We start from the raw sequence: 21,916 nt of genomic DNA, 5'->3' as shown, positions 1-21,916 counted from the left end.
CGCCCCCAGTCGGGGGGGGGGGGGGGGGCCGGCCCGCGGGGGGCCCCCCCCCCCCCCCGTGCCTGCCCAGGCCCCCCCACCCGCTCAGGCGACCTGCCCCGCCGCCCAGCCCGATGACCAGGCCCATTGGAAATTGTATCCACCCAGCCAGCCGGTCACATCCACGACTTCGCCAATGAAAAACAGGCCCGGCTGCATGCGCGCGGCCATGGTCCTGGCATCCAGCGCCCCGGTCGCGACCCCGCCCAGCGTCACCTCGGCCGTGCGATACCCTTCCGAACCGACGGGCCGGACCTGCCAGCCATGCACCGCCTGCCCCAGCCCCGCCAACGCCTTGTTGCCCAGATCGGCCAGCCGCCCCGACAACCCGGCCTCGGCCACCAGAAACCGGGCAAGCCGGTCCGGCATCAGCCGTGCCAAAGCATTGTGAATGGCAATCCGTCCCGCCTCGCTCCGCATCGCGGCCAGTTCCGCCGCAATGTCGCGCCCCGGCATCAGGTCGATCGTGATCGCGTCCCCTTCGCGCCAGAAGGAGGAGACCTGCAAAATCGCCGGTCCCGAAAGTCCCCGGTGGGTGAACAGCACCGCCTCGTCAAAAACCGTCCGACCGTGATGCACCCGCGCGGGCAGCCCAACCCCCGCCAGCGCCGCGGTCTGGCCAAGCAGCTGCTCGGCCAGGGTCAGCGGTACCAGCGCGGCGCGCGTTTCCGTCACCGGCAGCCCGAAGCTTTCGGCGATGCGATAGCCGATCCCGCTCGCCCCCATCTTCGGGATCGACTTGCCCCCCGTCGCCACGATCACCGACGTCGAGCCGACCGGCCCGGTCGCCGTCCGGGTGACGAAACCCGCGCCCGCGCGCTCGACCGACTCGATCGCGACACCAAGGCGCAGGACCCCGCCCCCCGTGCGCAGATCATCGGTCAGCATGGACACGATCTGTGTGGCCTTGCCATCACAGAACAGCTGCCCCAGGGTTTTTTCGTGCCAGGCGATGCCGGCCCGGTCGACGCGGGCGATGAAATCGGCCGGCGTGAATCGTGACAGCGCCGACAGGGCGAACCGCGGATTTTCCGACAGGAATCGCTGGCGCGCATTGGCGGGCGTCAGGTCACGGTTGGTGAAATTGCACCGGCCCCCGCCCGAAATGCGGATCTTTTCCCCCGGCGCCCGGGCATGATCCAGCACCAGCACACGCCGGCCGCGCCGCGCCGCCTCGGCACCCGCGAACAGCCCGGCCGCACCGGCCCCCAGAATGACGACATCGAAGCGTTCCATGCCGCCCCTTATCGCCCCCCGCCCGCACAACGCAATCGCGATTTACGCTTTTTTCCTCTTGCGGCCACCCGATGGCTTGGCTAAACACCGCCCCACGTTGGGGCGTAGCCAAGTGGTAAGGCACCGGTTTTTGGTACCGCGCACCGTAGGTTCGAATCCTACCGCCCCAGCCATATATCCCGAACCCGTTGACCTGTGCCCGGCATGACGACCCTGTCATGTGTCGTGCGTATTGCCCGGTCCATACCAGCGCCAGACCGCGCCCGCCCGGCAGAGGGGGGCGTCACCGTGAAGGGGGGCGTCACCTTTTTCTTGCGCAGGTTTACCATGCCAATTCCCGATTACGAAATCTTGATGCTGGCGGTGGTGAAGCTGTTTGCCGATGGGGCGAAAAATCTGACCGGGTATCTGGCGCAGATCCGGCAGCAAGGCATCGCGAACGGATCAGGCGCGGCGCGTTGCAAAAGGGCCGCCCGGCATTGCGGGCGGCCCTTGGGTCATGGCATGAATGCCGGGATCAGTTCTTGTCGCTTTCCTGCGCGGCGACCAGCGCGGACAGCTCGGCCAGGGAATAGTCAGCGGGGTTCACGCCCAGACCAGCGGCCAGTTGCGCCTTGCCAGCCGAAACCGTGCCCACCCCACCGTGCTGTTCACGGTTTTCATGCGACTGGATATAGGCAGCACGCGTGCTGTCATTGTCGCTCAGCGCGGCGTCCAGCGCCGATAGTTCGGCCAGCGAATAGGCCTGCGGGTCAACGCCCAGCAGGGCGGCAAATTGGGCGTGGCCTGCCGAAATGCCGTCAGCGGCCGCAGTACCGGCGGCAAAGATCGTGGCGACGGCAAAAAGAGCGATGTTTTTCATGGATCTGATCCTTTGTCTGGTTGGCCTGAAGCGTCGTATGCTTCGGATAAGTCCCAGATAGACCCGCGCCATTGTTTCTATTATTCCCTGTTTTGCGAAATCTTCATGCGATACAGGTGAACAATCCAAAGGCGCCGCTCTGCGTAGGGCCGCCTGGCGGCGTTGAAACGGGGGGACGATGGAAACCAACATCCTCAGGGCCTATGCGCTGATCGTCGAAGAGGGCACCTTTTCCGCCGCGGCCCTGCGGCTGGGCATTTCGAAAAGCATGTGTTCCAAGCACATCAGCGATCTGGAACAGACCCTGGGCGCGCGGCTGCTGACCCGGTCCACCCGGTCGGTCAAGCCCACCGCAATCGGGGTGGAATATTACGCCAAGGTCCGGCGCATCCTGGACCTGCTGGATGAGGTCAATGAATGCGTAAAGCTGGAAAGCGCGACCGCGACGGGCAAGCTGCGGATCGGCTCGCCCGTGTCCTATTCGCTGCGGTTGATGCAGGCGCACATCCTGCAGTTTCTGCAGGACTATCCGGGCATCCAGCTGGAAAGCGTCTTTGATGACCGCAAGAGCGACCTGATCGCCGAAGGCTTCGATGCGGTCATCCGCATCGGCGATCTGGAAGATACCAGCATGGTGGCGCGCCGGCTGGACAGCGTCAAGACCCTGGTCGTGGCCACCCCCGACTATCTGCACCAGCATGGCACGCCCGAACGCCCCGGCGACCTGGCAAGCCACAAGGTCATTCACTACACCAACATGCAAGGTGCGGAAACCTGGCCCTTCCAGAAGGATGACGAACTGATCTGGCAGAAGGTGCATCCCCGGTTTTCGTCAAACAACGGGGAAATCATCCGCCTTGCGGCGCTGGCGGGTCACGGCATCGCCTATCTGCCGGAATTCCTGATTGCCGAGGATCTGCAGGCCGGAACACTGGTCCCGATCATGACCGAATTCCGTCGGCCTGACCTGCCGGTCAGCATCATCTATCCGTCGCGCAAGAACCCGTCCGCGGCGCTGAAGGCGTTTCTGGACTTTGCCAGCCGGATGCCGCTGTGCTGAACCGCGCCGCGGGGTCGTGCCGGGGTCAGTCGGGCGGCGGCAGCCGGGGCATCAACAGGACCAGAGCCCCGATCCACAGCAGGTTCAGCAGGCCAAGCGCCACAAGCACCTGAACCGTGCCGGACGGGCCGGTCCAGCCGATCAGCGCCGATGCCAGAAGCGGCGCCGCCGCCTGCGCGGCCATCGCGGGCAGGGCCAGCCGCCCCATGACCTGCGCATAACGTTCCGCGCCGAAAAGCGCCATCGGCAGGGTCCCGCGCGCGACCGAGAAGATCCCGTTCCCCGCCCCGTAAAGCACCAGCGCCACCCCCGCCCAGGACAGGCCAAGCGCCAGCAGGATCAGCCCCATCGCGATGGCCAGAACCCCGGCCCCCATCGTCCAGATCGGATGGTGCCGCGCCGCAAAGACCAGATCCAGCAGGCGCCCGCCCACCTGCGCCGGTCCGATCAGCGCCCCCAGCGCCACCGCGCCCGCCATGGCCTGACCCTGCGCGGTCAGAAAGCCCAGCAGATGCACCGAGATGATCGTGCTGACCAGCCCCACCGTCACCAGGCTGGCCGCGATCAACCAGAAGGCCAGCCGTTCGCCGGGCACCATCTGCAGCGCGGGCGTGCCGCGCGCGCGTGGCGGGGCGGCCACGGGGGCCTCATGCGGGATGAAGATCAGGACCAGCGGCAGGCTGAGGCACAGGTGGATCAGGGCATAGATCGCCGCCGTGCCGCGCCAGCCGAACTCGGCCAGGAACCAGGCCGACAAGGGCCAGCAGACGGTGCTGGCAAAGCCGCCCCACAGCGTCAGCACCGAAATCGCGTTGCGCGACTTGCGCCCGTAAAGACGCCCCAGCGTCGCAAAGGCCGGGTCGTAAAGCGCGCCGGCCATCCCGGCGCCGATCACGATCCAGCCAAAGATGAACACCAGGATCGAAGGCGCCAGGGCCAGAATCAGCAACCCCGCCGCGATCAGCGCACAGCCCGCCGCAAGCACCCGCCGCCCGCCAGCCCGGGCCACCGCCGCCCCCACTGCGGGCGAGATCAGCGCCCCGACCAGAAACGCGATCGACAGGCTGCCCATGATCCAGCCGGCCGGCCAGCCGGTATCCTGCGCGATCGGCCCGGCCAGCACCGCCAGCAGGTAATAAGTGCTGCCATAGCCAAAAATCTGCACCAGCCCCAGGGCCGACACCACCACCATCGGCCGGGTCGCGCCCGCCACCGCCCCGATCATCTGCGCGCACCCCGCAGGGGGCAGGCCAGGTCGCCACATGCCAGGGAAAGGGGCGGGGTCATCGGGCAGCCTTCACCGCAAATCGTCGGGGGACGATGAAACGTCTGCCCGCCGCTTGCAAGGCCCGAAATCGGCCCCGGCGCGCCGGGGCCGCCCCCTGGTCAGGGCGGGGTCGGGCCGGTGCCCAAAAGCCCGGCCAGCAGGGGGTTTGGAAAGCGCCGTTCGCGGGTGATCGCCAGGAATGTCTCGCGGATGTCGATCAGTTGCGCCGCCTCGACCAGCAGGCCCGATGCCAGCTCGTCCCTGACAACGATCGGTGGAATGACCGCCAGCCCCGCACTGTCGCGCGCCAGCAGGCGCAGCATGGCCATGTCATCGGCCTCGGCTGCGATAACGGGCGTGATGCCCAGCCGCATCGTCAACGCGTCGAATGCCGCCCGCAGCGCCGTGTCGGGCGCGGGCAGGACCAGCGGTTCCTGCGCCAGAAGCACAGCCAGCGGACGCGGGGCGGGGCCCACACGCGCGGGCGTGCCGATCAGCCCGACGGGTTGTTCGGCCAGCCGATGCACCAGCCAGAAACTGGCCGCATCGCGCGCCGGCGCCAGGTTCGTCAGCACCACATCCAGCGCCAGCGCCTCAAGCCCGCGCAGCAATTCGGCTTGTGATCCGGTCCGCAGCACCACCTCGACATCGGGCCGCGCCGGTCAGGGTGCCATCGGTCGCGACGGCGCGAAACAGGCGAAGATGGTGCAGGTTGATCTGGGATATCGTTCCATTAAACTGAACATTTTTGAATATAATATGTAATTTTACGAAACTTCGGCAAGCGTTATCCCCGGCGGCAGCCATCCTGCCGGAGCTTTCGATGACCCTGCCTGCTGCGATCCCCCTACCCCTGCTTGCCCCGGTCCTGTTGCTGGCGGTTGCCGCCCTGGCCCTGCGCCATCCCGGGCCCCGCCCCGGCGCCCTGCCCCGCCTGGCCGAGGCCGCCGCGCTGACCGTTCTGGCGCTGGGGGTCGCGGGGGTGATGCAGCTGTTCGTCCGGGGCCCCGCGGACACAAGCCCGGGGCGGGGCTGATCGTACTGCGGCTGGATGCCATCGGCGCCACGGTGACGCTGCTGGTGGCCTTCGTCGGCTGGGTCGTGGTGCGCTATGCCCGCAGCTATCTGGATGGCGAACCGCGTGAGGGCGCGTTCCACGGCCTGCTGCTGGCGACACTGGCGGCGGTGCTGCTGCTGGCACAGGCCGGCAGCCTTGTCCTGCTGGCGGCGGGGTTTGTGGCGGTGGGCGCGGCGCTGCGGCGGCTGTTGCTGTTCTACCCCGCCCGCGCCGGGCACGGCGCGCGGCGGCCAAGTTCGCCCTGGCCTGGGGCACGGGCGATGCGGCGCGAATGCACCTCGGTCGCATGGGCAATGCGGCGCAGCGGGCGTCGTGCTGCCCGACATCGCCGCGCTGGTGGCGGTGGACAATGGCACCACCGCCCCGGGGCAGAATGCGCGCGAACACGGCGTCACCATCGCCATGGCCGACCAGACGGGACCGTTCGACTTTCACCTGACGCGCAAGCTGGTCGATCTGTGCCGCGCGGACGGGATCGGGCATCAAAAGGACATCTTCCGCCACTACCGATCCGACAGCGCCTCGGCGCTGGAGGCGGGCGCCGATGTGCGCACCGCGCTTGTGACCTTTGGCGTCGATGCCGGCCACGGCCATGAACGCATCCACATCGATGCGCTGACCGCATTGGCGCGGCTGCTGGCCCTGTATGCGATCAGCCCCGTCGAGATCCCGCGCGATGCGCATCTTTTGTCCGGCCTGCACGGCTTCCCCGAACAGACGCATCCCTGACCGTCCCCGGGGCGGCAAAAGGCCGGTCAATCGGGATTGACCTTGCGGGTCAAAGGCGAAAGGTTGGGGCCACAGTCGAGGAAGGAACCCAAGATGACCCCCATGTTCAACCGCCGCAGCCTTCTGGCCACCGTCGCCGCCAGCGTGATGACCCTGTCCGCCGGTGCCGCCGCCGCGCAGGAATGGCCCACCGCCCCGGTTCACATCGTCGTCGGTTTCCCGGCCGGATCGTCGCCCGACACGATCGCCCGGCTGGTGGCCGAGCCGCTGTCGCAACGTCTGGGCCAGCCGGTCGTGGTGGAAAACAAGCCCGGTGCCGGTGGCGTGATCGGCGTGCAGCAGATGCTGGCTGCGACCGATGGGCATACCTTCGGCGCGACGATCAACGGCCCGCTGACCACCTCGCCCCGGCTGGTCAAGGACATCAGCTATGATGTCGCACGCGACATCGCCCCGATCGCGCTGGTCGCCACCAGCCCGCTGGTGCTGGCCGTGTCGGCCGAGGCCGAGGCATCCGATCTGGCGGGCTTTGTCGAACAGGCCCGCGCCAATCCGGGCGATCTGGCCTATGGGTCGGTCGGGCAAGGCTCGGGCGCGCATCTGACGGCGGAACTGTTTTCCGATGCCGCCGGGGTCGAGATGCTGCATGTGCCCTTCCAAAGCTATGCCGAGGTGACCACCTCGATCATGGGGCGCGAAATCGATGCGGGCTTCATGGCCCCGTCCGCGGCGATGCCGCATGTGCAGGCCGGCAAGATGAAGATGCTGGGCATCACCTCGGCCACGCCCTTCGCCCAGGTGCCCGATGTGCCGGTGATCGCCGGTCAGGCGGACCTGCCCGCGGATTTCCGGGCCGAACTGTGGAACGCCTTCATCGCCCCCGCCGGCACCGACCCTGCGGTGATCGCGCGGCTGAACGCCGAAATCGGCGCGATCCTGCAGGATGGCGGCGTGCAGGAAAAGCTGCTGGCAATGGGCTGGCAGGCAGCGCCGGGCAGCGCCCAGGATCTGGCGGCGCGGATCGCCGGGGATACCGCGGTCTGGGGCGCGGTGATCGACCGGATCGAATCCCGCAACTAGGCCGCGCGGGACCGACCGTCGATGCAACGCGATTGGCATGACATCGCCGGGGGCGGCGCGCTGGCCGCCCTTGGGCTTGGGGTTGCGGTCCATGCGGGCCTGACCCATGACCTGGGCACGCTGCGCCAGATGGGACCGGGTTTTTTCCCGGTGGTGCTGGGGGTGCTGCTGGCCGGGCTGGGGCTTGTGATCGCGCTGCCCGCCTGGTGGCGCCAGGGCACGGCGCGCGCCTTTGCCGGGCGCGAGGCGCTGGCCGTGCTGGCCGCCATCGTGGTCTTTGGCGTGTTCATGACCCGCCTGGGCCTGATCCCCACCACGGCCCTTGCGGTGCTGATCGCAGCGGCCCCCGCGCCGCGGGCGGGCTGGCGCTGGCGGCTGGTCCTGGCCGCCGCGGTCAGCCTGCTGACCTGGGCCGTGTTCATCCTTGCCCTGAAGATGACCATTCCGGTCTGGCCCTGGAGCCGTTGACATGACCACCTGGGACGGCCTTGCCCACGGCCTTGGCACTGCGTTGCAGCCTTCGATCCTGATCTACAGCCTGTTTGGCGTCTTTCTGGGCACCTTCGTGGGCGTGCTGCCGGGAATCGGCGCAATGGCGGCCATTTCGCTGTTGCTGCCGCTGACCTACTACATCTCGGCCGAGGCGGCGCTGGTGATGCTTGCAGGGGTCTATTACGGGTCGCAATATGGCGGATCGGTCGCCTCGATCCTGCTGCGCCTGCCCGGCACGCCGCAATCGGCGGTCACCACGCTGGATGGCTATCCGATGGCACGGCAGGGCCGGGCGGGGGTGGCACTGTTCACGGCGATGGTATCGTCCTTCTCTGGGTCGATCCTGGGCATCGGGGTGCTGGTGCTGCTGGCGGGCTGGCTGTCGGGGCTGGCCACGCGCTTTGGCGCGGCGGAATATGCCGCGATGATGGTGCTGGGCCTGGTCGCGGCCGCGACTGTCGGGTCCGACCGGCCGGCCAAAAGCCTGGCGATGGTGGTGACCGGGCTGATCCTGGGCACGGTGGGCACCGATGTGACCTCGGGGGCGCAGCGGCTTACCTTTGGCCAGGCCGAGCTGATGGACGGGATCAACCTTGTGGCGCTGGCGATGGGCCTGTTCGGCGTGGCCGAGGTGATCGCCAATATCCGCACCGCCGACACGCATGGCCGGCCCGACCGCGTTGCCCTGCGCCAGTTGATGCCACGGGCGGCCGACCTGCGGGCGATGCCCGGGCCGATCCTGCGCGGCACCACGCTGGGCAGCTTCTTTGGCGCGCTGCCCGGCACCGGATCGACGATCTCGTCCTTCCTGAGCTATGCGCTGGAACGCCGGGTGTCGCGGCGGCCCGAACAGTTCGGAAATGGCGCGATTCAGGGCATTGCGGGGCCGGAATCGGCCAATAATGCCGCCGCGATCACCGCCTTCGTGCCGACGCTGACGCTGGGCATTCCGGGCGATCCGATCATGGCGCTGATGCTGGGGGCGCTGGTGATCCACGGCATCCAGCCGGGACCGATGATGCTTGAGGCGCGGCCCGAGATGTTCTGGGGCCTGGTGGTCAGCTTCGGGATCGGCAACCTGTTCCTGCTGATCCTGAACCTGCCGCTGATCGGGATCTGGGTGTCGATGCTGCGCATCCCGTTCCGCTGGCTGTATCCGGCGATCATCGTCTTTGTCTGCCTTGGGGTCTATTCGGTGCGCGGGTCAAGCTTCGATCTGATCGCGGTGGCGGTGATCGGCGGGCTTGGATACCTGCTGGCGCTGGCCGCGTTCAGCCCGGCCCTGCTGTTGCTGGGCTTCGTTCTGGGCCCGCTGATCGAGACGAACCTGCGCCGGGCCATGCTGATTTCACGCGGCGACCCGATGGTGTTTCTGGAACGCCCGATCGCGGCGGGCTTCGTGATTGCCACCGCGGCGCTGATCGCGCTGTCCGTCATGGGCGCGATGCGCAGGCGCGCGGCGCGTGCGGGCCGGACACCCGCGTCCCCCGGCGACGGGGCCGCGTGATCCGCCAGACCGCATCGGGGCCACGGTATCGGGGCCACGGTGCTGTGATGAACGGGGGCGGCGCGCCCGCCCCCGAAACGCCTTTCAGAAGAACCCAAGCTTGTTCGGGTTGTAGCTGACCAGCATGTTCTTGGTCTGCTGATAGTGGTCCAGCATCATCTTGTGCGTTTCGCGCCCGATGCCCGATTGCTTGTAGCCACCGAACGCCGCATGCGCCGGATAGGCGTGGTAGTTGTTGACCCAGACCCGGCCCGCCTGAATCTCGCGGCCAAAGCGATAGGCGCGGGTGCCGTCGCGGGTCCAGACGCCGGCGCCAAGGCCGTACATCGTGTCATTGGCGATCGCCAGCGCCTCGGCCTCGTCCTTGAAGGTGGTCACGCTGACGACGGGGCCAAAGATTTCCTCCTGGAAGACCCGCATCTTGTTGTGGCCCTTCAGGATCGTGGGCTGGATGTAATAGCCATGCGCCAGATCGCCGTTGAAGCGCGCCGCATCGCCGCCCACCAGCACCTCGGCGCCCTCTTCGCGGCCAATGGTGAAGTAGGACATGATCTTGTCGTGCTGCTGCTTGCTGGCCTGCGCGCCGACCATCGTGGCGGGGTCGCGCGGGTCGCCCTGCCTGATCGCCTTCACCCGCGCGATGCAGCGGGCGATGAACTCGTCATAGATATCTTCCTGGATCAGCGCGCGGGACGGGCAGGTGCAGACCTCGCCCTGGTTGAAGGCGAACAGAACGAACCCCTCGACCGCCTTGTCCAGGAAGGCGTCATCCTGCGCCATCACATCGGAAAAGAAGATATTGGGCGACTTGCCCCCCAGTTCCAGCGTGACCGGGATCAGGTTGACGGTCGCCGCCTCCATGATCTTGCGGCCCGTGGCGGTCGATCCGGTGAAGGCGATCTTGGCGATCCGGTTGGACCGCGCCAGCGCGTTGCCCGCCTCGGCGCCCAGACCGTTGACGATGTTCAGAACACCCGGCGGCAACAGGCCGGCGATCAGTTCGGCCAGAACCAGGATCGCGGCGGGGGTCTGTTCCGCCGGTTTCATCACGATGCAGTTGCCCGCCGCCAGCGCCGGCGCCAGTTTCCACGCCGCCATCAGGATGGAAAAGTTCCACGGGATGATCTGCCCGACGACGCCCAAAGGTTCGTGGAAGTGATAGGCAACGGTGTCATGGTCGATCTCGCTCATCGTGCCTTCCTGGCTGCGCAGGACACCGGCGAAATAGCGGAAATGGTCGATTGACAGGGGGATGTCGGCATTCACCGTTTCCCGGATCGGCTTGCCGTTGTCCCAGGTCTCGGCCATGGCCAGCGTTTCAAGGTTGGCCTCCATCACATCGGCGATCTTCAGCAGGATGTTGGACCGATGCGCGGCGCTGGTCCTGCCCCAGGCGTCCTTTGCGGCATGGGCGGCATCCAGCGCCAGGTCGATATCGGCCGCGTCCGACCGCGCCACCTCACAGACCTTCTGGCCGGTGATCGGGGTCACGTTGTCCATGTAGCGGCCATTGACAGGCGCCACGAACTTGCCACCGATGAAATTGTCATAACGGCTCTTGAACGGCGCGCCGGTCAGGCCCGCCTTCTGGGTCATCTCATTCATGGGTTTCCTCCTCCGGAACTCGGGCCGCCTCCTCGCGGCCTTGCCGGAACGATCCGCCGATTTGCGGCTTGCGTCATCCCGGCCAGAGGGGATTTGCGCGCGCACCTGTCGCAACCCTGCGACAGGTCGGGCGGGCAAATCAGCGCCGGTCCAGCTTGCGGTGCAGCGTCGCCCGGCTTAGCCCCAGCGCGCGCGCCGCGGCCGAGATGTTCCCGCCCGTGCGCGCCAAGGCACGCGCCAGCACCGCACGTTCGGCATCTTCGAACCCGTCAGTGGCGCCTTCGCCCAGCACATCCCCAAGCGGGCGCGGTGCGGCATGCAGATCGCCCGACAGGTTCAGATGCAGCCGCGCCGCACGGGTGGCCCCGACCACCAGATCATTCGCATCCACCGCCAGCATGGCGCCGATGCCCCGGTCGGTCCCCGGCACAAGGACCAGCCGCGCGCGGGGAAAGGCCTGGCTGAACAGATCGGCCTCAACCCGCCGCGCGGCTTCGGTCACCGTCGACCCGATCAGGCCGCTGACAGCCGCGGGCAGGTCGGGGCGCGCGGTGGACACGTCGATCACCGCCAGCAGATCGCCATCCGGGCCGAAGACCGGCGCCGAAGAACAGCTGAGCCCGATGTTGCGGGCCAGGAAATGCTGGTCGCGGTGAATGGTGACGGGGCGGGCCTCGACCAGGCAGGTGCCGATGCCATTGGTGCCGGCCTGCGCCTCGGACCAGGCGGTCCCGGTCCACAGGCCCGCCGCCTCAAAATCGGCGTCGTCGCCGGCATTGCCGCGCCGGTCCAGCGCGATCCCCGCGGCATCGGCCAGCACGATACAGGCCCCAAGGCCCCCGACCGTCTGGAACAATCGGTCCAGATGCGGCGCCGCCGCGGGCAACAGAACCCCCAGCCGTTCCCGCGCCTGGGCAAGTTCCGCGGCGGTCAGGCGGTTTTCGACCGTCCGCGCCGCCGGATCAAGCCGGTAGAGCGTGGCCGAACGCGCCCAGGATGCCGCCACCGTCGACCGGGCCGCCTGACCCGACCGGATCGCGGCCTCGATGCGCGTCACATGCTGACTGGGCGATGGCTGCATTCCGTTCCCCCCGGCCCCCTGTCCTTCGGCGCAGCGGGGCTGGCCGCCGATCCTGCGCAGAAAGCACGGGGCGCAGCCTATCGCGAATCGGGCTGCGGACAAAGACACTTTGGCACGGCAAGGCACTTGAAGGCGGTAGGGTCTTCAGGAAACATCGCCGCAAGGAAAAAGGAGCCATCGCCATGACGACCTTGAAGCTGCGCATCCTGTTCGATGGGGTGATAATCGGGCCGGGCAAGGCCGACCTGCTGGAACGTATCCGCGAAACCGGCTCTATCGCCGCAGCCGGGCGCCAGATGGGGATGAGCTACAAGCGCGCCTGGATGCTGGTCGAGACGATGAATGCGGCCTTTGAGGCCCCCCTCGTGACCAGCGCGCGCGGCGGGAAGGGCGGCGGCGGGGCCGGGCTGACCGAGGCCGGCGCCGAGGTGCTGAAATTGTATCGAGAGGTCGTTGCCCGGTCAGAGGCGGCGGCAGGGGAACCGCTGGCCGCGCTGGAACGGATGCTGCGACCCAAGGCCGCAAGCGAACGGTTTTGCGGAAAATAACGCTTGCCAGCCGACGCCAGTGTGATTGATATATCCGTCAGGAAATATCGACTGGAGCATTCCATGACCCACCGCCTTGCCCTTGCCTGCGTTCTGGCCGTAACGCTTGCGCCCCCCGCCCTTGCCGAAGAGGTGGTGGTTTTTGCCGCTGCCTCGATGAAAACCGCGCTGGATAGCGTCGCGGCCGGGTTTCAGGCCAGCACCGGCCATCAGGTGACGATCAGCTATGCCGGGTCAGGCCAGCTGGCCAAGCAGGTCATCCAGGGCGCGCCCGCGGATATCTTTGTCTCGGCGGCCGCGAACTGGATGGATGAGGTCGAAAAAGCCGGGCTGATCGCCGCGGGCACGCGCCGGGATCTGTTCGGCAATACGCTGGTGCTGGTCGCCCATGGCCAGGATGCGGCGCCGGTCGCCATCGGTCCGGGGTTTGACCTTCCTGGCCTGCTGAACGAAGGCAAGCTGGCCATGGCGATGGTCGATTCCGTGCCCGCGGGGCAATATGGCAAGGCCGCGCTGACGCATCTGGGCCTGTGGGATGCCGTTGCGCCATCGGTCGCGCAGGCCGACAACGTGCGCGCGGCCCTGGCGCTGGTCGCGACCGGCGAGGCACCCTATGGCATCGTCTATGCGACCGATGCGGCGGCTTCCGGCAATGTGACCATTGTGGCCACCTTCCCCGCCGACAGCCACCCGCCGATCACCTACCCCGGCGCACTGCTGACCAATGCCGCGGACGCCGCGGACCGGGCGTTCTTCGAGGCCTTGATGTCCGACCTGGGCGATGCGACATTCGCGGCACAGGGCTTTGCCATCCTGAACTGACCCGTGGCCGGATGACCGATCTGCTGACACCCGAGGAATGGCGCGCACTGGCGCTGTCGCTGCGCGTCTCGCTCTGGGCGACGCTGGTCAGCCTGCCGCTGGGGGTTCTGGCCGCCTATGCGCTGGCGCGGTGGCAGTTCTGGGGCAAGCAGGTGCTGAACGGGCTGATTCACCTGCCGCTGATCCTGCCGCCGGTGGTGACGGGGTATCTGTTGCTGATCACCTTCGGGCGCAAGGGCTATGTCGGGCAGTATCTTGACGAATGGTTCGGCATCGTCTTTGCCTTTCGCTGGACCGGCGCGGCGCTGGCGGCGGGGGTAATGGCCTTTCCGCTGATGGTGCGCGCGATCCGGCTGGCGATCGAGGCGGTGGACCCAAGGCTGGAAGATGCCGCCAGCACCCTTGGCGCGTCGCGGTTGTGGGCCTTTGCCACGGTCACGCTGCCGCTGATCCTGCCCGGTATCGTGGCGGGCGCGATCCTGGCCTTTGCCAAGGCGATGGGCGAATTCGGCGCGACCATCACCTTTGTGTCGAACATCCCCGGCCAGACCCAGACACTGCCATCGGCGATCTACGGCTTCCTGCAGGTGCCGGGGGGCGAGACCCAGGCCTTCCGGCTGGTATTGGTGGCCATCGCCGTGGCCATGACCGCGCTTTTGCTGTCGGAATGGGTCAGCCGGGCGGTAGCGCGCAGGATATCGGGCCAATGACGCTGTCGGTCGACCTGCACCACCGCCTGCCCGGCTTTGCCCTGCGGGTCGCCTTTGACGCGCCGCCCGGGGTGACGGTGCTGTTCGGGCATTCGGGGTCGGGGAAATCGACCGTCATCAATGCCGTGGCGGGGCTGTCGCGCCCCGATCGGGGGCGCATCGCGCTGGACGGCAGGGTGCTTCTGGACACGACGGCGGGCGTCATGCTGCCCCCCCATCGCCGCCGGATGGGCTATGTGTTTCAGGATGGGCGGCTGTTTCCGCATCTGAGCGTGCGGCAAAACCTGCTGTATGGCCGCTGGTTTGCCCCCCGGGGACCGGGGCCCGGACTGGACCGGGTTGTGGACATGCTGGGCATCGGACCGCTTCTGGCCCGCCGTCCCGGTGCGCTTTCGGGGGGGGAAAAGCAGCGGGTGGCGATCGGGCGCGCGATCTTGTCCAATCCGCGCGTTTTGCTGATGGATGAACCGCTGGCCGCCCTGGATGAGGCCCGCAAGGCAGAAATCCTGCCCTATCTTGAACGCCTGCGCGATGAATGGCGCCTGCCCATTCTTTACGTCAGCCATTCGCTGGCCGAGGTCGCGCGCCTGGCCACCACCGTCGTTCTGCTGGAAGGGGGCCGTGTCGTCGTCACCGGTCCCGCCGCCGCGGTGCTGGCCGACCCTGCCGCAGCCCCCGCCATGGGTCCACGCGAAGCCGGTGCCATGATCTCGGCACGTCTGGTGGCGCAGGAAGATGACGGGCTCAGCCGGTTCGAAACCGGGGGCGGACCGCTTTGGCTGCCACAGGTGAAGGCTGCGGCGGGGGCGCGGCTGCGGCTGCGCATCCTGGCCCATGACGTGATGCTGGCGACACGCAGGCCCCGCGACATCTCGGCGCTGAACATCCTGTCGGCCACGGTCGAGGGGATCGCGCCGGGCGACGGCCCCGGCGCGCTGGTCCGGCTGCGGGTGGGCGATGAGGTGCTTTTGGCGCGAGTAACCCGGCGATCGGTTCTGGCGCTGGATCTGGCACCGGGGCATGCGGTCTTTGCCGTGCTCAAGACGGTGTCTGTAGCCCAGGAAAACGTCGGCAGCGCGATGTGACGCGCGCCCGGTGCCTGCCCTTCACCCCGGCGCCACCGCGTACCGCAGTGAAAGCCTGTTCCGGCATCCTGGCCATGTCCGGTTCAGGTTCGGCGCCTGTCGGGGCCGCACCTGGGGCCAGCAGGTGTTCGGCCTGCCGTTTCACGACAACTGGTGGCAGGCCGAAACCGGCGGCATCATGATCGCCAACACCCCCGACATGGACATCAGGCCCGGCACGATGGGCAAGCCACTGCCGGGGATCACGGCAAGCATTGTCGCGCATGAGGGCGAGGTCGTGACAGAACAGCCCCCGGGCCAGATCGGCGAACTGGCGCTGCGGCCCGGCTGGCCCTCGATGATGCGCGGCTATCTGGACCAGCCGGACCGCAGCGCCTTTCTGGCCGACCTGACCGGCGTGGCCCCCGACCTTGACCCCGCCATGATCGGCGATGACGATCATCTGCAGGTGGATCTGGGGCTGGACTCGATGGATTTCCTGAACCTTGTCAGCGCCCTGCACAAACGCTTTGGCCTGCCGATCCCCGAAACCGACTATCCCAGCCTTGCCACCCCCGCCAAGGCCGTCGCCTGTCTGTCCGCGATGTTGGGCCAGGCCTGCCCCTAGCCGCCATCGCGACGATCCACGGGGAAGCGCAGTTCAAACCGGACGATGCCCTTGCCCGCGCTGCGCACCAGCGGCACGCCCATGGCCTGCGCCAGCGCCTCGGTGATCGACAGGCCAAGGCCATGCCCCGCGGATCGGTCACCACGACCGAAGCGGTCTGCCGGCAGGGCGGGGTCAAGGGCCGGGTTCTCGATGCTCAGCCGACCGTCGGGGGTCAGGCGCAGACGCACCTCGCCCGTGCCGTGGTCCAGCGCATTCTCAAGCAGGTTGCGCAGCAGGATCGCAAGGGCATCGGCATCTGCGGCAACGTCCAGCCGGTCAAGATCGCCATCGTCAAAGCGGATCGGGTGCCGGGCGCGCGGGCGCGCATCATCGATCAGCAGGCGCAGGATGCGGACCAGATCCGATGGCCCGCTGCCCAGGCCCACACCGGCCTCGATCCGGGCCAGTTGCAACAACCGTTCCACCCGCCGCGTCAGCGCATCCACCGTCGCCACCGCCGCCTGCGCATCCGGATCGGCCGACAGTTCAAGCCGCGCGCGCAGCGCCGCAAGCGGTGTGCGCAATTCATGCGAGGCATTGGCGACAAAGTCACGCTCGGCCGCGCGCATGGCGTCGATCCGCGCCATAAACCCGTCGAACGACGTGGCCAGCGGGTGCAATTCGCCGGGCAGGCCAGCCGCGCCCAGGGGTGACAGATCATCCGGCCGCCGCCCGGTGACGGCGCCCGCAAGCGCGGCGACGGGCGCCGTCGCCTGCGCGACAATCCCGCGCAAGCCCCAAAGCAGCAGCGCCACAAGCGGCACGGCAAGGGCCAGAAAGGCCGTCGCGGCCTCGATCATCTCTTCCCGGCGCCAGCCGGTGGAATGGGCGGCCTCGATCACCACGCCTTCCGCCGTGCGGCGCAGCACGCGCCAACCCGGTGCGTCGTGAAACCCGTCCGATGAAAGATCCCGCCAGGGCCCCGGCGCGACCATCGCCGCGGGGGTCAGGATACGCAGCACCCGTTCGCCATCGTTGGTCTGCACCCCCAGCGTGCGCGGGATGCCCGCGCCCTGTGCCGTGTCAAGGTACAGGATCGTGGTTTCGACCAGGGCCTGCAATTCTTCGTCGAACATCTCGTTCATCTCGTGGTCCAGCACGACAGCGGAAACCGCGATCGTCGCCATCCAGCCGCCCAGGACCAGCCCCAGAACCCGCCCGGTCAGGCGGCGGCGCAACGACCATGGCCGGGCCGGGCCGGTCATGGCAAAACATAGCCCAGGCCGCGGCGCGTCTCGATCACAGCCGTCCCCAGCTTCTGGCGCAGGCGCGAAACATAAACCTCAACCGCGTTGCCCTCGATCGCGTCGTCAAAGGCGTAAAGCGCCTCTTCCAGGGCGGTCTTGGGCAGGACGCGCCCCCGCGCGCCCAGAAGGGCATCGAACAGCGCCCATTCCCGCGCGGTCAGCCGCACCTCGGCCCCGTCGCGCCACAGCCGCGCGGCGGCGCGATCCACCTCCAGGCCCGCCACCTGCACGCGGGCTTGCGGCATGCCCTGCGCGCGGCGGGCATGGGCGCGGATACGCGCGGCCAGTTCGTGCAGATCGAAGGGCTTGACCACATAGTCATCGGCCCCCGCATCCAGCCCCGCGATCCGGTCGCTGATCTGATCACGCGCGGTGGCGATCAGCACCGGCGTCCGGTCGCCCGCCCGGCGCCGGGCCTTGAGCAGATCCAGCCCCGATCCGTCGGGCAGGCCCAGATCCAGGATCACGCAGGCGTAATCGGCCAGCGCCATCGCCTCGGCGGCGGTGGCGGCATCGGCGGCATGATCCACCGCATGCCCTTCGGCGCGCAGAAACCGCAGGACCGACTGGGCAAGCTCGGGCGTGTCTTCGACCAGAAGCAGGCGCATGCCCCCTGTCTACCCCGGCACGCCGCCCTGTGCGAGGGGGATTGCGCCCCGCCGCTGTAAGCCTGGCGCAAGGTTCAGCGGGCACAGGGCGACAAACGCACCCAAGGCAGGCGGCGCAATGGCCGCGCAAGGACCCATGACAGACAGACTTGCCCCAGCAACCGGATTTCCCCGCCCAAGGATCACACATCTGGGCCTGAACCTTGCCGTGACCGGCTATCTTCTGACCGCGCTGAATGCGGGGTTCTGGCGGCGCATGGCAGAGATTTTCGGGGACAGCCCCATGCGAATGGCGCTGTTCGCGCTGGCCATCCTTGCCCTGACCCTGCTGACGCTGGAATTCTTCGGCCCCGGCAGGCTGCAAAAGCCGGTCGCGGCGGCGCTGATCCTGATGGCGGCGGGCGCAAATCACTACGAACGCAGCTTTGGCGTGCTGATCGACCGCGAGATGGTGCGCAACGTCCTTGAAACCACCTTCACCGAATCGCGCCACCTGATTACCCCCGCAGCAGCGTTCAGCATTGGCCTGACCGGGGTCGTACCGGCGGCGCTGGTGTTCTGGCCGCGTGTCATGCGTGTGGCGCGCTGGAACCACCTGTGGCGCTGGCCGCTGGGCATCGGCCTTGCCTTTGCGGTGCTGGCGGGGGGGCTGTTCGCGGATTTCAAGACCTTTTCGGCGGTGTTGCGCGAACGCAAGGACCTGATGGCCGCCTATCAGCCGGGGGCAACGATCGGCGCGCTGGCGCGCTATGGCAAGCAGCAATTCGCGGCCGAGGCGGGCGTGCTGCACCCGATTGCCACCGATGCACGGCCCGGCGCGCGGCTGGCCGGGGCGGACAAGCCCGTGCTGCTGGTTCTGTTCGTGGGCGAAACGCTGCGGGCGCAGAACTTTGGCCTGAACGGCTATGGCCGCGAAACGACACCGGAACTGGCCCGGCGCGATGTGATCAACTTCCCCGATGTGACGGCCTGCGGCACATCGACGGCGGTGTCGCTTCCCTGCATGTTCTCGGCGCTGCCGCAGGCAGACTATTCGCGCGACAAATTCCTGGCGCAGGAAAACCTGCTGGATGTGCTGGCGCGCGCGGGTTTCGCGGTGCGCTGGGTCGACAATAACACCGGCGATCAGCGGATCGCCACCCGCACCGGCTGGGACCGGGTCGATGCGATGCTGGACCCCGCCGCCTGTGCCGTCGAATGCACCGATGAGGTGTTCCTGCCGCTGATCGAACGGACCCTGGCGGGGATCACGACCGATACGGTTCTGGTGCTGCACATGATCGGCAACCACGGCCCGGCCTATTTCCTGCGCTATCCGCCCGCGCGGGCCAACTTCACACCCGATTGCCGCACCGCCGAATTCGCCGATTGCACGGTTGCAGAGATCGTGAATGCCTATGACAACGCGGTACTGGAAACCGATCATGTCCTGGCGCGCGCGATCGACCTGCTGGCGGCCAGCGACACGGCCCATGGCGCGATGGTCTACCTGTCGGATCACGGGGAATCGCTGGGGGAAAACGGGCTTTACCTGCACGCGGCGCCGCTGTTCATGGCGCCCGGGACGCAGACCAAGGTGCCCATGGTCATGTGGCTGGGCGACGGGTTCCGCCAGACCATGGCGCTGGATGAGGGCTGCCTGCGTGACGCGGCGCAGCGCCCGACAAGCCACGACACGCTGTTTCACAGCATCCTTGGGCTGCTGGACATAACGACCGAGACGCGCGACACGGCGCTGGACCTTACCCATGGCTGCCGCAACCGGGGGACGGGCTGATGCAAAACGATGCGAAAACCACCCGCCAGGTCATTCCGCCCCGATCCGGTCTTTGGCATGTGGTCGATGCGGCCGGCTATTCGCTGGCCGGGCTGCGCCGGCTTTGGGCGGAAACGGCCGCACGGCTGGAACTGGCGGGGGCGGGGCTGGTCGCGCTGGGTTTCCTGTGGCGCGGCGCAGAACTGTGCCATTGGCTGGTGGCGGCGGCGCTGCTGGCGCTGATCCTGGCGGTCGAGGCGCTGAACACCGCGATCGAGGTGCTGACCGACCGCATATCGCCAGACTGGTCGCAGATGGCCAAGGACGCCAAGGATCTGGGCTCGGTCGCGGTCGGGCTGATGCTGCTGGTCGCGGCAGGCTTTGTCGGGCTGGTGCTGACCGGATGGATCTGAACCGTCCGCAGCCCCGGCGCCACCGGGGCCACCGCGCGGGGGCGGCGGGCGTCAGGCATCTGTTCCGGGCAGCTGGAAGAGAACCGAAAATCCATCGCTTCGGCCCGGACGCGGCGAGGCAACCTGCAGCGCCGACCCGGTCCGATCCGCAATGGCCGCCACGATGGCCAGCCCCAGGCCGCTGCCCGCGCCCGGGCCTGCGCGGGAAAACCGCTCGCTCAGGCCCTGCAGCACGTCGGGCGGGACAACCGGGCCGGCGTTCTCGACCGACAGCACCCCCTGCGGCGACAGCCCCACCGCGACCCCACCCCCCGGCGCGCCGTGGCGCAGCGCGTTTTCCATCAGGTTGCGCGCCAGGATACTGAAGACATCGGGATCAAGATCCGACAGCACGGGCCCGTCGGGCAGAGACAGGCGCAACCGGCCCGCCGCTTCCCCGCGTGTCATGTCGTCGATCACGATGCGCAAAACCGGCACCATGTCGGCCACGCGGTCCAGCCGCAGCCGCCCCCCTTCGGCGCGGGCCAGTTGCATCAGGCGTTCGGACAACCGTGTCAGCCGCTTCAGCGTCAGCTCGATATCGGCGGCGCGCGATTTTGCCGCCGGATCGCGGGTTTCCGCTTGCAGTCGCTGCGCCTGCGCGATGGCCCCGGCCAATGGCGTGCGCAGTTCATGGGCGGCATTGGCGGCAAAGCTGCGTTCTGCCGCAAAGGCCCCGCCCAGCCGTTCCAGCAGGTCATTCAGCGCCGCCGCCAGCGGGGCAAGCTCATCGGGAAGGTCATCGGCGGCCACCGGCGACAGATCGCCCGCCCCCCGCGCGCCCAGCGCATCACGAAACCGCCACAGCGGCGCCAGGCTGGCCCGCAGGGCCAGCACGATGGCCGCAAGCGACAGCGGCACGACGATCAGCAGCGGCAGGCCCAGACCCATCTGGATCTGGCGCGCCACCGTGGCACGGCGGTCCAGCGGCTCGGCCACGGTGATCCGGATCGAGCCCTGCAGCGCAGCCTCATTATAGAACCGGTGCGTGGCCGACTGCGCAAAGCCGGTGCCCGCCCAGCCCGGAAAGACCGCCGGATCGGCGGAATGGGATTGCAGCAGCACCTGCCCCTGCGCATCCCGCACGATATAGGTGAAGAACTCGCCATGTGCGCGGATCGTGGCAAGCCGCTGGGTCACGCCCTGTTCCTCGCGTCCGACGATGTCGACAACGGCCAGCGGCAGGATGCGTTGCGCCGTTTCCTGCAAGGCGGAATCGAAGACCGCCTCCATTTCATGGCGCAGGCGCAGGGCGGTGACCGAAGCCCCGGCGATCCACACCAGGATCAGCGCGGCGCCCAGCCACACCCCAAGCCGTCCCTGCAGGCTGCGCGGCGCCCTCATGCCCGCCCCAGGCGATAGCCAAGGCCACGTTCGGTCTCGATGATCCCCGCACCCAGTTTCTTGCGCAAGCGGCTGACGTGAACTTCGATCGTGTTGCTGTCGATATCGGCATCGAAGGCATACAGCTTGTCTTCCAGCTGTGCCTTTGACAGCAACTGGCCAGGCCGGGACAGAAACGCCTCGAACAGGGCCCATTCACGCGCAGTCAGCGCCACAGGCGCCCCATCGCGGCGGATGCTGCGGGCGGCAAGGTCAATGTCCAATGTTCCGTGGGTGATGATCGGGTTGGGGTTGCCGGCATAGCGGCGCGCCACCGACCCGATCCGCGCCGACAGTTCGGCCAGGTCGAAAGGTTTGACCAGATAGTCATCGGCCCCGGCATTCAACCCCTCGATCCGGTCGGACACCTGATCAAGCGCGGTCAGGATGATGACCGGGGTGACATCGCCGCGCACCCGCAGCCGACGCAGAAACGGGATGCCGCGGCCATCGGGCAGCATCAGATCCAGCAGGATCAGATCATAGGCCGCGCCATTGATCGCATCCTCCGCCGCGTCCAGGCGGACCACCCAGTCCACCGAATGCCCATCGCCCGCGATCTGGTCGCGCACCGCGGCGCCCAGCACCGCATCATCTTCGATCAGCAGGATACGCATGTG

Annotated in this window: 22 protein-coding genes, 1 tRNA gene and 1 pseudogene; 14 read left to right on the top strand and 10 right to left on the bottom strand. The window is 68.0% G+C overall.

Annotated features, from left to right (window positions below):
• Nucleotides 1-84: 84 nt before the first annotated feature.
• Nucleotides 85-1,275: a BaiN/RdsA family NAD(P)/FAD-dependent oxidoreductase gene (locus ACK8OU_RS15205; RefSeq protein ID WP_410304270.1), complete on the bottom strand. Its 1,191-nt coding sequence runs from the start codon at nucleotides 1,273-1,275 to the stop codon at nucleotides 85-87.
• A 98-nt stretch (nucleotides 1,276-1,373) separates the two neighbouring features.
• Here ACK8OU_RS15205 and ACK8OU_RS15200 point away from each other — a divergent pair.
• A tRNA-Gln gene (locus ACK8OU_RS15200) sits at nucleotides 1,374-1,448 on the top strand.
• Between the two features lie 344 nt (nucleotides 1,449-1,792).
• On the opposite strand, the gene ACK8OU_RS15195 is transcribed toward ACK8OU_RS15200, so the two are convergent.
• Nucleotides 1,793-2,137, bottom strand: coding sequence for a hypothetical protein (locus ACK8OU_RS15195; protein ID WP_410304269.1), 345 nt, complete (start codon nucleotides 2,135-2,137; stop codon nucleotides 1,793-1,795).
• Nucleotides 2,138-2,315: 178 nt separating this feature from the next.
• On the opposite strand from ACK8OU_RS15195, the gene ACK8OU_RS15190 reads away from it, so the two are divergent.
• A complete protein-coding gene (locus ACK8OU_RS15190; protein ID WP_410304268.1) occupies nucleotides 2,316-3,197 on the top strand; it encodes a LysR family transcriptional regulator in 882 nt (293 codons plus the stop codon).
• 25 nt (nucleotides 3,198-3,222) lie between these two features.
• Here ACK8OU_RS15190 and ACK8OU_RS15185 read toward each other — a convergent pair whose 3' ends face one another.
• Both ACK8OU_RS15185 and ACK8OU_RS15180 read right to left on the bottom strand, forming a co-directional pair.
• Nucleotides 3,223-4,422, bottom strand: coding sequence for an MFS transporter (locus tag ACK8OU_RS15185; RefSeq protein ID WP_410304267.1), 1,200 nt, complete (start codon nucleotides 4,420-4,422; stop codon nucleotides 3,223-3,225).
• 161 nt (nucleotides 4,423-4,583) lie between these two features.
• A pseudogene (locus ACK8OU_RS15180) lies at nucleotides 4,584-5,108 on the bottom strand (LysR substrate-binding domain-containing protein); the annotation flags it as partial.
• Between the two features lie 179 nt (nucleotides 5,109-5,287).
• On the opposite strand from ACK8OU_RS15180, the gene ACK8OU_RS15175 reads away from it, so the two are divergent.
• The 5 genes from ACK8OU_RS15175 to ACK8OU_RS15155 all read left to right on the top strand — a co-directional run bounded on the left by ACK8OU_RS15175 (nucleotide 5,288) and on the right by ACK8OU_RS15155 (nucleotide 9,350).
• Nucleotides 5,288-5,500 carry a hypothetical protein gene (locus ACK8OU_RS15175; protein WP_410304266.1) on the top strand — a complete coding sequence of 71 codons (213 nt, stop codon included), beginning with the start codon at nucleotides 5,288-5,290 and terminating at the stop codon, nucleotides 5,498-5,500.
• Nucleotides 5,501-5,854: 354 nt separating this feature from the next.
• Nucleotides 5,855-6,271 (top strand): zinc-binding metallopeptidase family protein, encoded by a 417-nt coding sequence (locus ACK8OU_RS15170; RefSeq protein WP_410304265.1) that lies wholly within the window; start codon nucleotides 5,855-5,857, stop codon nucleotides 6,269-6,271.
• A 93-nt stretch (nucleotides 6,272-6,364) separates the two neighbouring features.
• Complete coding sequence (locus ACK8OU_RS15165; protein WP_410304264.1) at nucleotides 6,365-7,351, top strand: Bug family tripartite tricarboxylate transporter substrate binding protein; 987 nt, start codon at nucleotides 6,365-6,367, stop codon at nucleotides 7,349-7,351.
• A 21-nt stretch (nucleotides 7,352-7,372) separates the two neighbouring features.
• The gene (locus ACK8OU_RS15160) at nucleotides 7,373-7,819 is read left to right on the top strand and encodes a tripartite tricarboxylate transporter TctB family protein (RefSeq protein WP_410304263.1); all 447 of its coding nucleotides are present in this window, start codon (nucleotides 7,373-7,375) and stop codon (nucleotides 7,817-7,819) included.
• A 1-nt stretch (nucleotide 7,820) separates the two neighbouring features.
• On the top strand, nucleotides 7,821-9,350 hold the full coding sequence (locus ACK8OU_RS15155; protein WP_410304262.1) for a tripartite tricarboxylate transporter permease: 1,530 nt from the start codon (nucleotides 7,821-7,823) through the stop codon (nucleotides 9,348-9,350).
• Between the two features lie 84 nt (nucleotides 9,351-9,434).
• On the opposite strand, the gene exaC is transcribed toward ACK8OU_RS15155, so the two are convergent.
• The gene (gene exaC / locus ACK8OU_RS15150) at nucleotides 9,435-10,955 is read right to left on the bottom strand and encodes an acetaldehyde dehydrogenase ExaC (RefSeq protein WP_410304261.1); all 1,521 of its coding nucleotides are present in this window, start codon (nucleotides 10,953-10,955) and stop codon (nucleotides 9,435-9,437) included.
• Between the two features lie 139 nt (nucleotides 10,956-11,094).
• Entirely contained in the window at nucleotides 11,095-12,036 is a 942-nt protein-coding gene (locus ACK8OU_RS15145; RefSeq protein ID WP_410304260.1) for a helix-turn-helix domain-containing protein, read from the bottom strand.
• Between the two features lie 182 nt (nucleotides 12,037-12,218).
• On the opposite strand from ACK8OU_RS15145, the gene ACK8OU_RS15140 reads away from it, so the two are divergent.
• The 5 genes from ACK8OU_RS15140 (at nucleotide 12,219) to ACK8OU_RS15120 (ending at nucleotide 15,808) form a co-directional block, all read left to right on the top strand.
• Nucleotides 12,219-12,584 carry a winged helix-turn-helix domain-containing protein gene (locus ACK8OU_RS15140; RefSeq protein ID WP_410304259.1) on the top strand — a complete coding sequence of 122 codons (366 nt, stop codon included), beginning with the start codon at nucleotides 12,219-12,221 and terminating at the stop codon, nucleotides 12,582-12,584.
• 63 nt (nucleotides 12,585-12,647) lie between these two features.
• On the top strand, nucleotides 12,648-13,406 hold the full coding sequence (modA, locus tag ACK8OU_RS15135) for a molybdate ABC transporter substrate-binding protein (protein WP_410304258.1): 759 nt from the start codon (nucleotides 12,648-12,650) through the stop codon (nucleotides 13,404-13,406).
• An 11-nt stretch (nucleotides 13,407-13,417) separates the two neighbouring features.
• Complete coding sequence (gene modB / locus ACK8OU_RS15130; RefSeq protein WP_410304257.1) at nucleotides 13,418-14,116, top strand: molybdate ABC transporter permease subunit; 699 nt, start codon at nucleotides 13,418-13,420, stop codon at nucleotides 14,114-14,116.
• A complete protein-coding gene (gene modC / locus ACK8OU_RS15125; RefSeq protein ID WP_410304272.1) occupies nucleotides 14,113-15,201 on the top strand; it encodes a molybdenum ABC transporter ATP-binding protein in 1,089 nt (362 codons plus the stop codon). The genes modB and modC overlap by 4 nt, the downstream gene beginning before the upstream one ends.
• A gap of 10 nt (nucleotides 15,202-15,211) precedes the next feature.
• Nucleotides 15,212-15,808, top strand: a complete 597-nt coding sequence (locus ACK8OU_RS15120; RefSeq protein ID WP_410304256.1) for an acyl carrier protein — start codon at nucleotides 15,212-15,214, stop codon at nucleotides 15,806-15,808.
• On the opposite strand, the gene ACK8OU_RS15115 is transcribed toward ACK8OU_RS15120, so the two are convergent.
• A complete protein-coding gene (locus ACK8OU_RS15115) occupies nucleotides 15,805-17,055 on the bottom strand; it encodes a sensor histidine kinase (RefSeq protein ID WP_410304255.1) in 1,251 nt (416 codons plus the stop codon). The two genes, ACK8OU_RS15120 and ACK8OU_RS15115, sit on opposite strands and share 4 nt — an antisense overlap.
• Entirely contained in the window at nucleotides 17,052-17,705 is a 654-nt protein-coding gene (locus ACK8OU_RS15110) for a response regulator (RefSeq protein ID WP_410304254.1), read from the bottom strand. The genes ACK8OU_RS15115 and ACK8OU_RS15110 overlap by 4 nt, the downstream gene beginning before the upstream one ends.
• 136 nt (nucleotides 17,706-17,841) lie before the next feature.
• Between ACK8OU_RS15110 and ACK8OU_RS15105 the strand changes: the two genes are divergently transcribed.
• Complete coding sequence (locus ACK8OU_RS15105; RefSeq protein ID WP_410304253.1) at nucleotides 17,842-19,482, top strand: phosphoethanolamine transferase; 1,641 nt, start codon at nucleotides 17,842-17,844, stop codon at nucleotides 19,480-19,482.
• Nucleotides 19,482-19,874 carry a diacylglycerol kinase gene (locus ACK8OU_RS15100; protein ID WP_410304252.1) on the top strand — a complete coding sequence of 131 codons (393 nt, stop codon included), beginning with the start codon at nucleotides 19,482-19,484 and terminating at the stop codon, nucleotides 19,872-19,874. The genes ACK8OU_RS15105 and ACK8OU_RS15100 overlap by 1 nt, the downstream gene beginning before the upstream one ends.
• A 51-nt stretch (nucleotides 19,875-19,925) precedes the next feature.
• On the opposite strand, the gene ACK8OU_RS15095 is transcribed toward ACK8OU_RS15100, so the two are convergent.
• Entirely contained in the window at nucleotides 19,926-21,257 is a 1,332-nt protein-coding gene (locus ACK8OU_RS15095; RefSeq protein WP_410304251.1) for an ATP-binding protein, read from the bottom strand.
• Nucleotides 21,254-21,913, bottom strand: a complete 660-nt coding sequence (locus ACK8OU_RS15090) for a response regulator transcription factor (protein ID WP_410304250.1) — start codon at nucleotides 21,911-21,913, stop codon at nucleotides 21,254-21,256. Before ACK8OU_RS15090 ends, ACK8OU_RS15095 begins: the two co-directional genes overlap by 4 nt.
• Nucleotides 21,914-21,916 lie beyond the last annotated feature (3 nt).

The sequence above is a fragment of the Pontitalea aquivivens genome, from assembly GCF_046507575.1.
GTDB classification, from domain to species: domain Bacteria; phylum Pseudomonadota; class Alphaproteobacteria; order Rhodobacterales; family Rhodobacteraceae; genus Pontitalea; species Pontitalea aquivivens.
The sequence above is the reverse complement of the archived record's forward strand: the minus strand, read 5'-3'. Positions and strand labels throughout refer to the sequence as shown.

Coding starts and splice junctions, on each gene's coding strand:
- ACK8OU_RS15205 (WP_410304270.1), bottom strand. CDS start 1,275: ATGGAACGCTTCGATGTCGTCATTCTGGGGGCCGGTGCGGCCGGGCTG.
- ACK8OU_RS15195 (WP_410304269.1), bottom strand. CDS start 2,137: ATGAAAAACATCGCTCTTTTTGCCGTCGCCACGATCTTTGCCGCCGGT.
- ACK8OU_RS15190 (WP_410304268.1), top strand. CDS start 2,316: ATGGAAACCAACATCCTCAGGGCCTATGCGCTGATCGTCGAAGAGGGC.
- ACK8OU_RS15185 (WP_410304267.1), bottom strand. CDS start 4,422: ATGATCGGGGCGGTGGCGGGCGCGACCCGGCCGATGGTGGTGGTGTCG.
- ACK8OU_RS15175 (WP_410304266.1), top strand. CDS start 5,288: ATGACCCTGCCTGCTGCGATCCCCCTACCCCTGCTTGCCCCGGTCCTG.
- ACK8OU_RS15165 (WP_410304264.1), top strand. CDS start 6,365: ATGACCCCCATGTTCAACCGCCGCAGCCTTCTGGCCACCGTCGCCGCC.
- ACK8OU_RS15160 (WP_410304263.1), top strand. CDS start 7,373: ATGCAACGCGATTGGCATGACATCGCCGGGGGCGGCGCGCTGGCCGCC.
- ACK8OU_RS15155 (WP_410304262.1), top strand. CDS start 7,821: ATGACCACCTGGGACGGCCTTGCCCACGGCCTTGGCACTGCGTTGCAG.
- exaC (WP_410304261.1), bottom strand. CDS start 10,955: ATGAATGAGATGACCCAGAAGGCGGGCCTGACCGGCGCGCCGTTCAAG.
- ACK8OU_RS15145 (WP_410304260.1), bottom strand. CDS start 12,036: ATGCAGCCATCGCCCAGTCAGCATGTGACGCGCATCGAGGCCGCGATC.
- ACK8OU_RS15140 (WP_410304259.1), top strand. CDS start 12,219: ATGACGACCTTGAAGCTGCGCATCCTGTTCGATGGGGTGATAATCGGG.
- modA (WP_410304258.1), top strand. CDS start 12,648: ATGACCCACCGCCTTGCCCTTGCCTGCGTTCTGGCCGTAACGCTTGCG.
- modB (WP_410304257.1), top strand. CDS start 13,418: ATGACCGATCTGCTGACACCCGAGGAATGGCGCGCACTGGCGCTGTCG.
- modC (WP_410304272.1), top strand. CDS start 14,113: ATGACGCTGTCGGTCGACCTGCACCACCGCCTGCCCGGCTTTGCCCTG.
- ACK8OU_RS15115 (WP_410304255.1), bottom strand. CDS start 17,055: ATGACCGGCCCGGCCCGGCCATGGTCGTTGCGCCGCCGCCTGACCGGG.
- ACK8OU_RS15110 (WP_410304254.1), bottom strand. CDS start 17,705: ATGCGCCTGCTTCTGGTCGAAGACACGCCCGAGCTTGCCCAGTCGGTC.
- ACK8OU_RS15105 (WP_410304253.1), top strand. CDS start 17,842: ATGACAGACAGACTTGCCCCAGCAACCGGATTTCCCCGCCCAAGGATC.
- ACK8OU_RS15100 (WP_410304252.1), top strand. CDS start 19,482: ATGCAAAACGATGCGAAAACCACCCGCCAGGTCATTCCGCCCCGATCC.
- ACK8OU_RS15095 (WP_410304251.1), bottom strand. CDS start 21,257: ATGAGGGCGCCGCGCAGCCTGCAGGGACGGCTTGGGGTGTGGCTGGGC.
- ACK8OU_RS15090 (WP_410304250.1), bottom strand. CDS start 21,913: ATGCGTATCCTGCTGATCGAAGATGATGCGGTGCTGGGCGCCGCGGTG.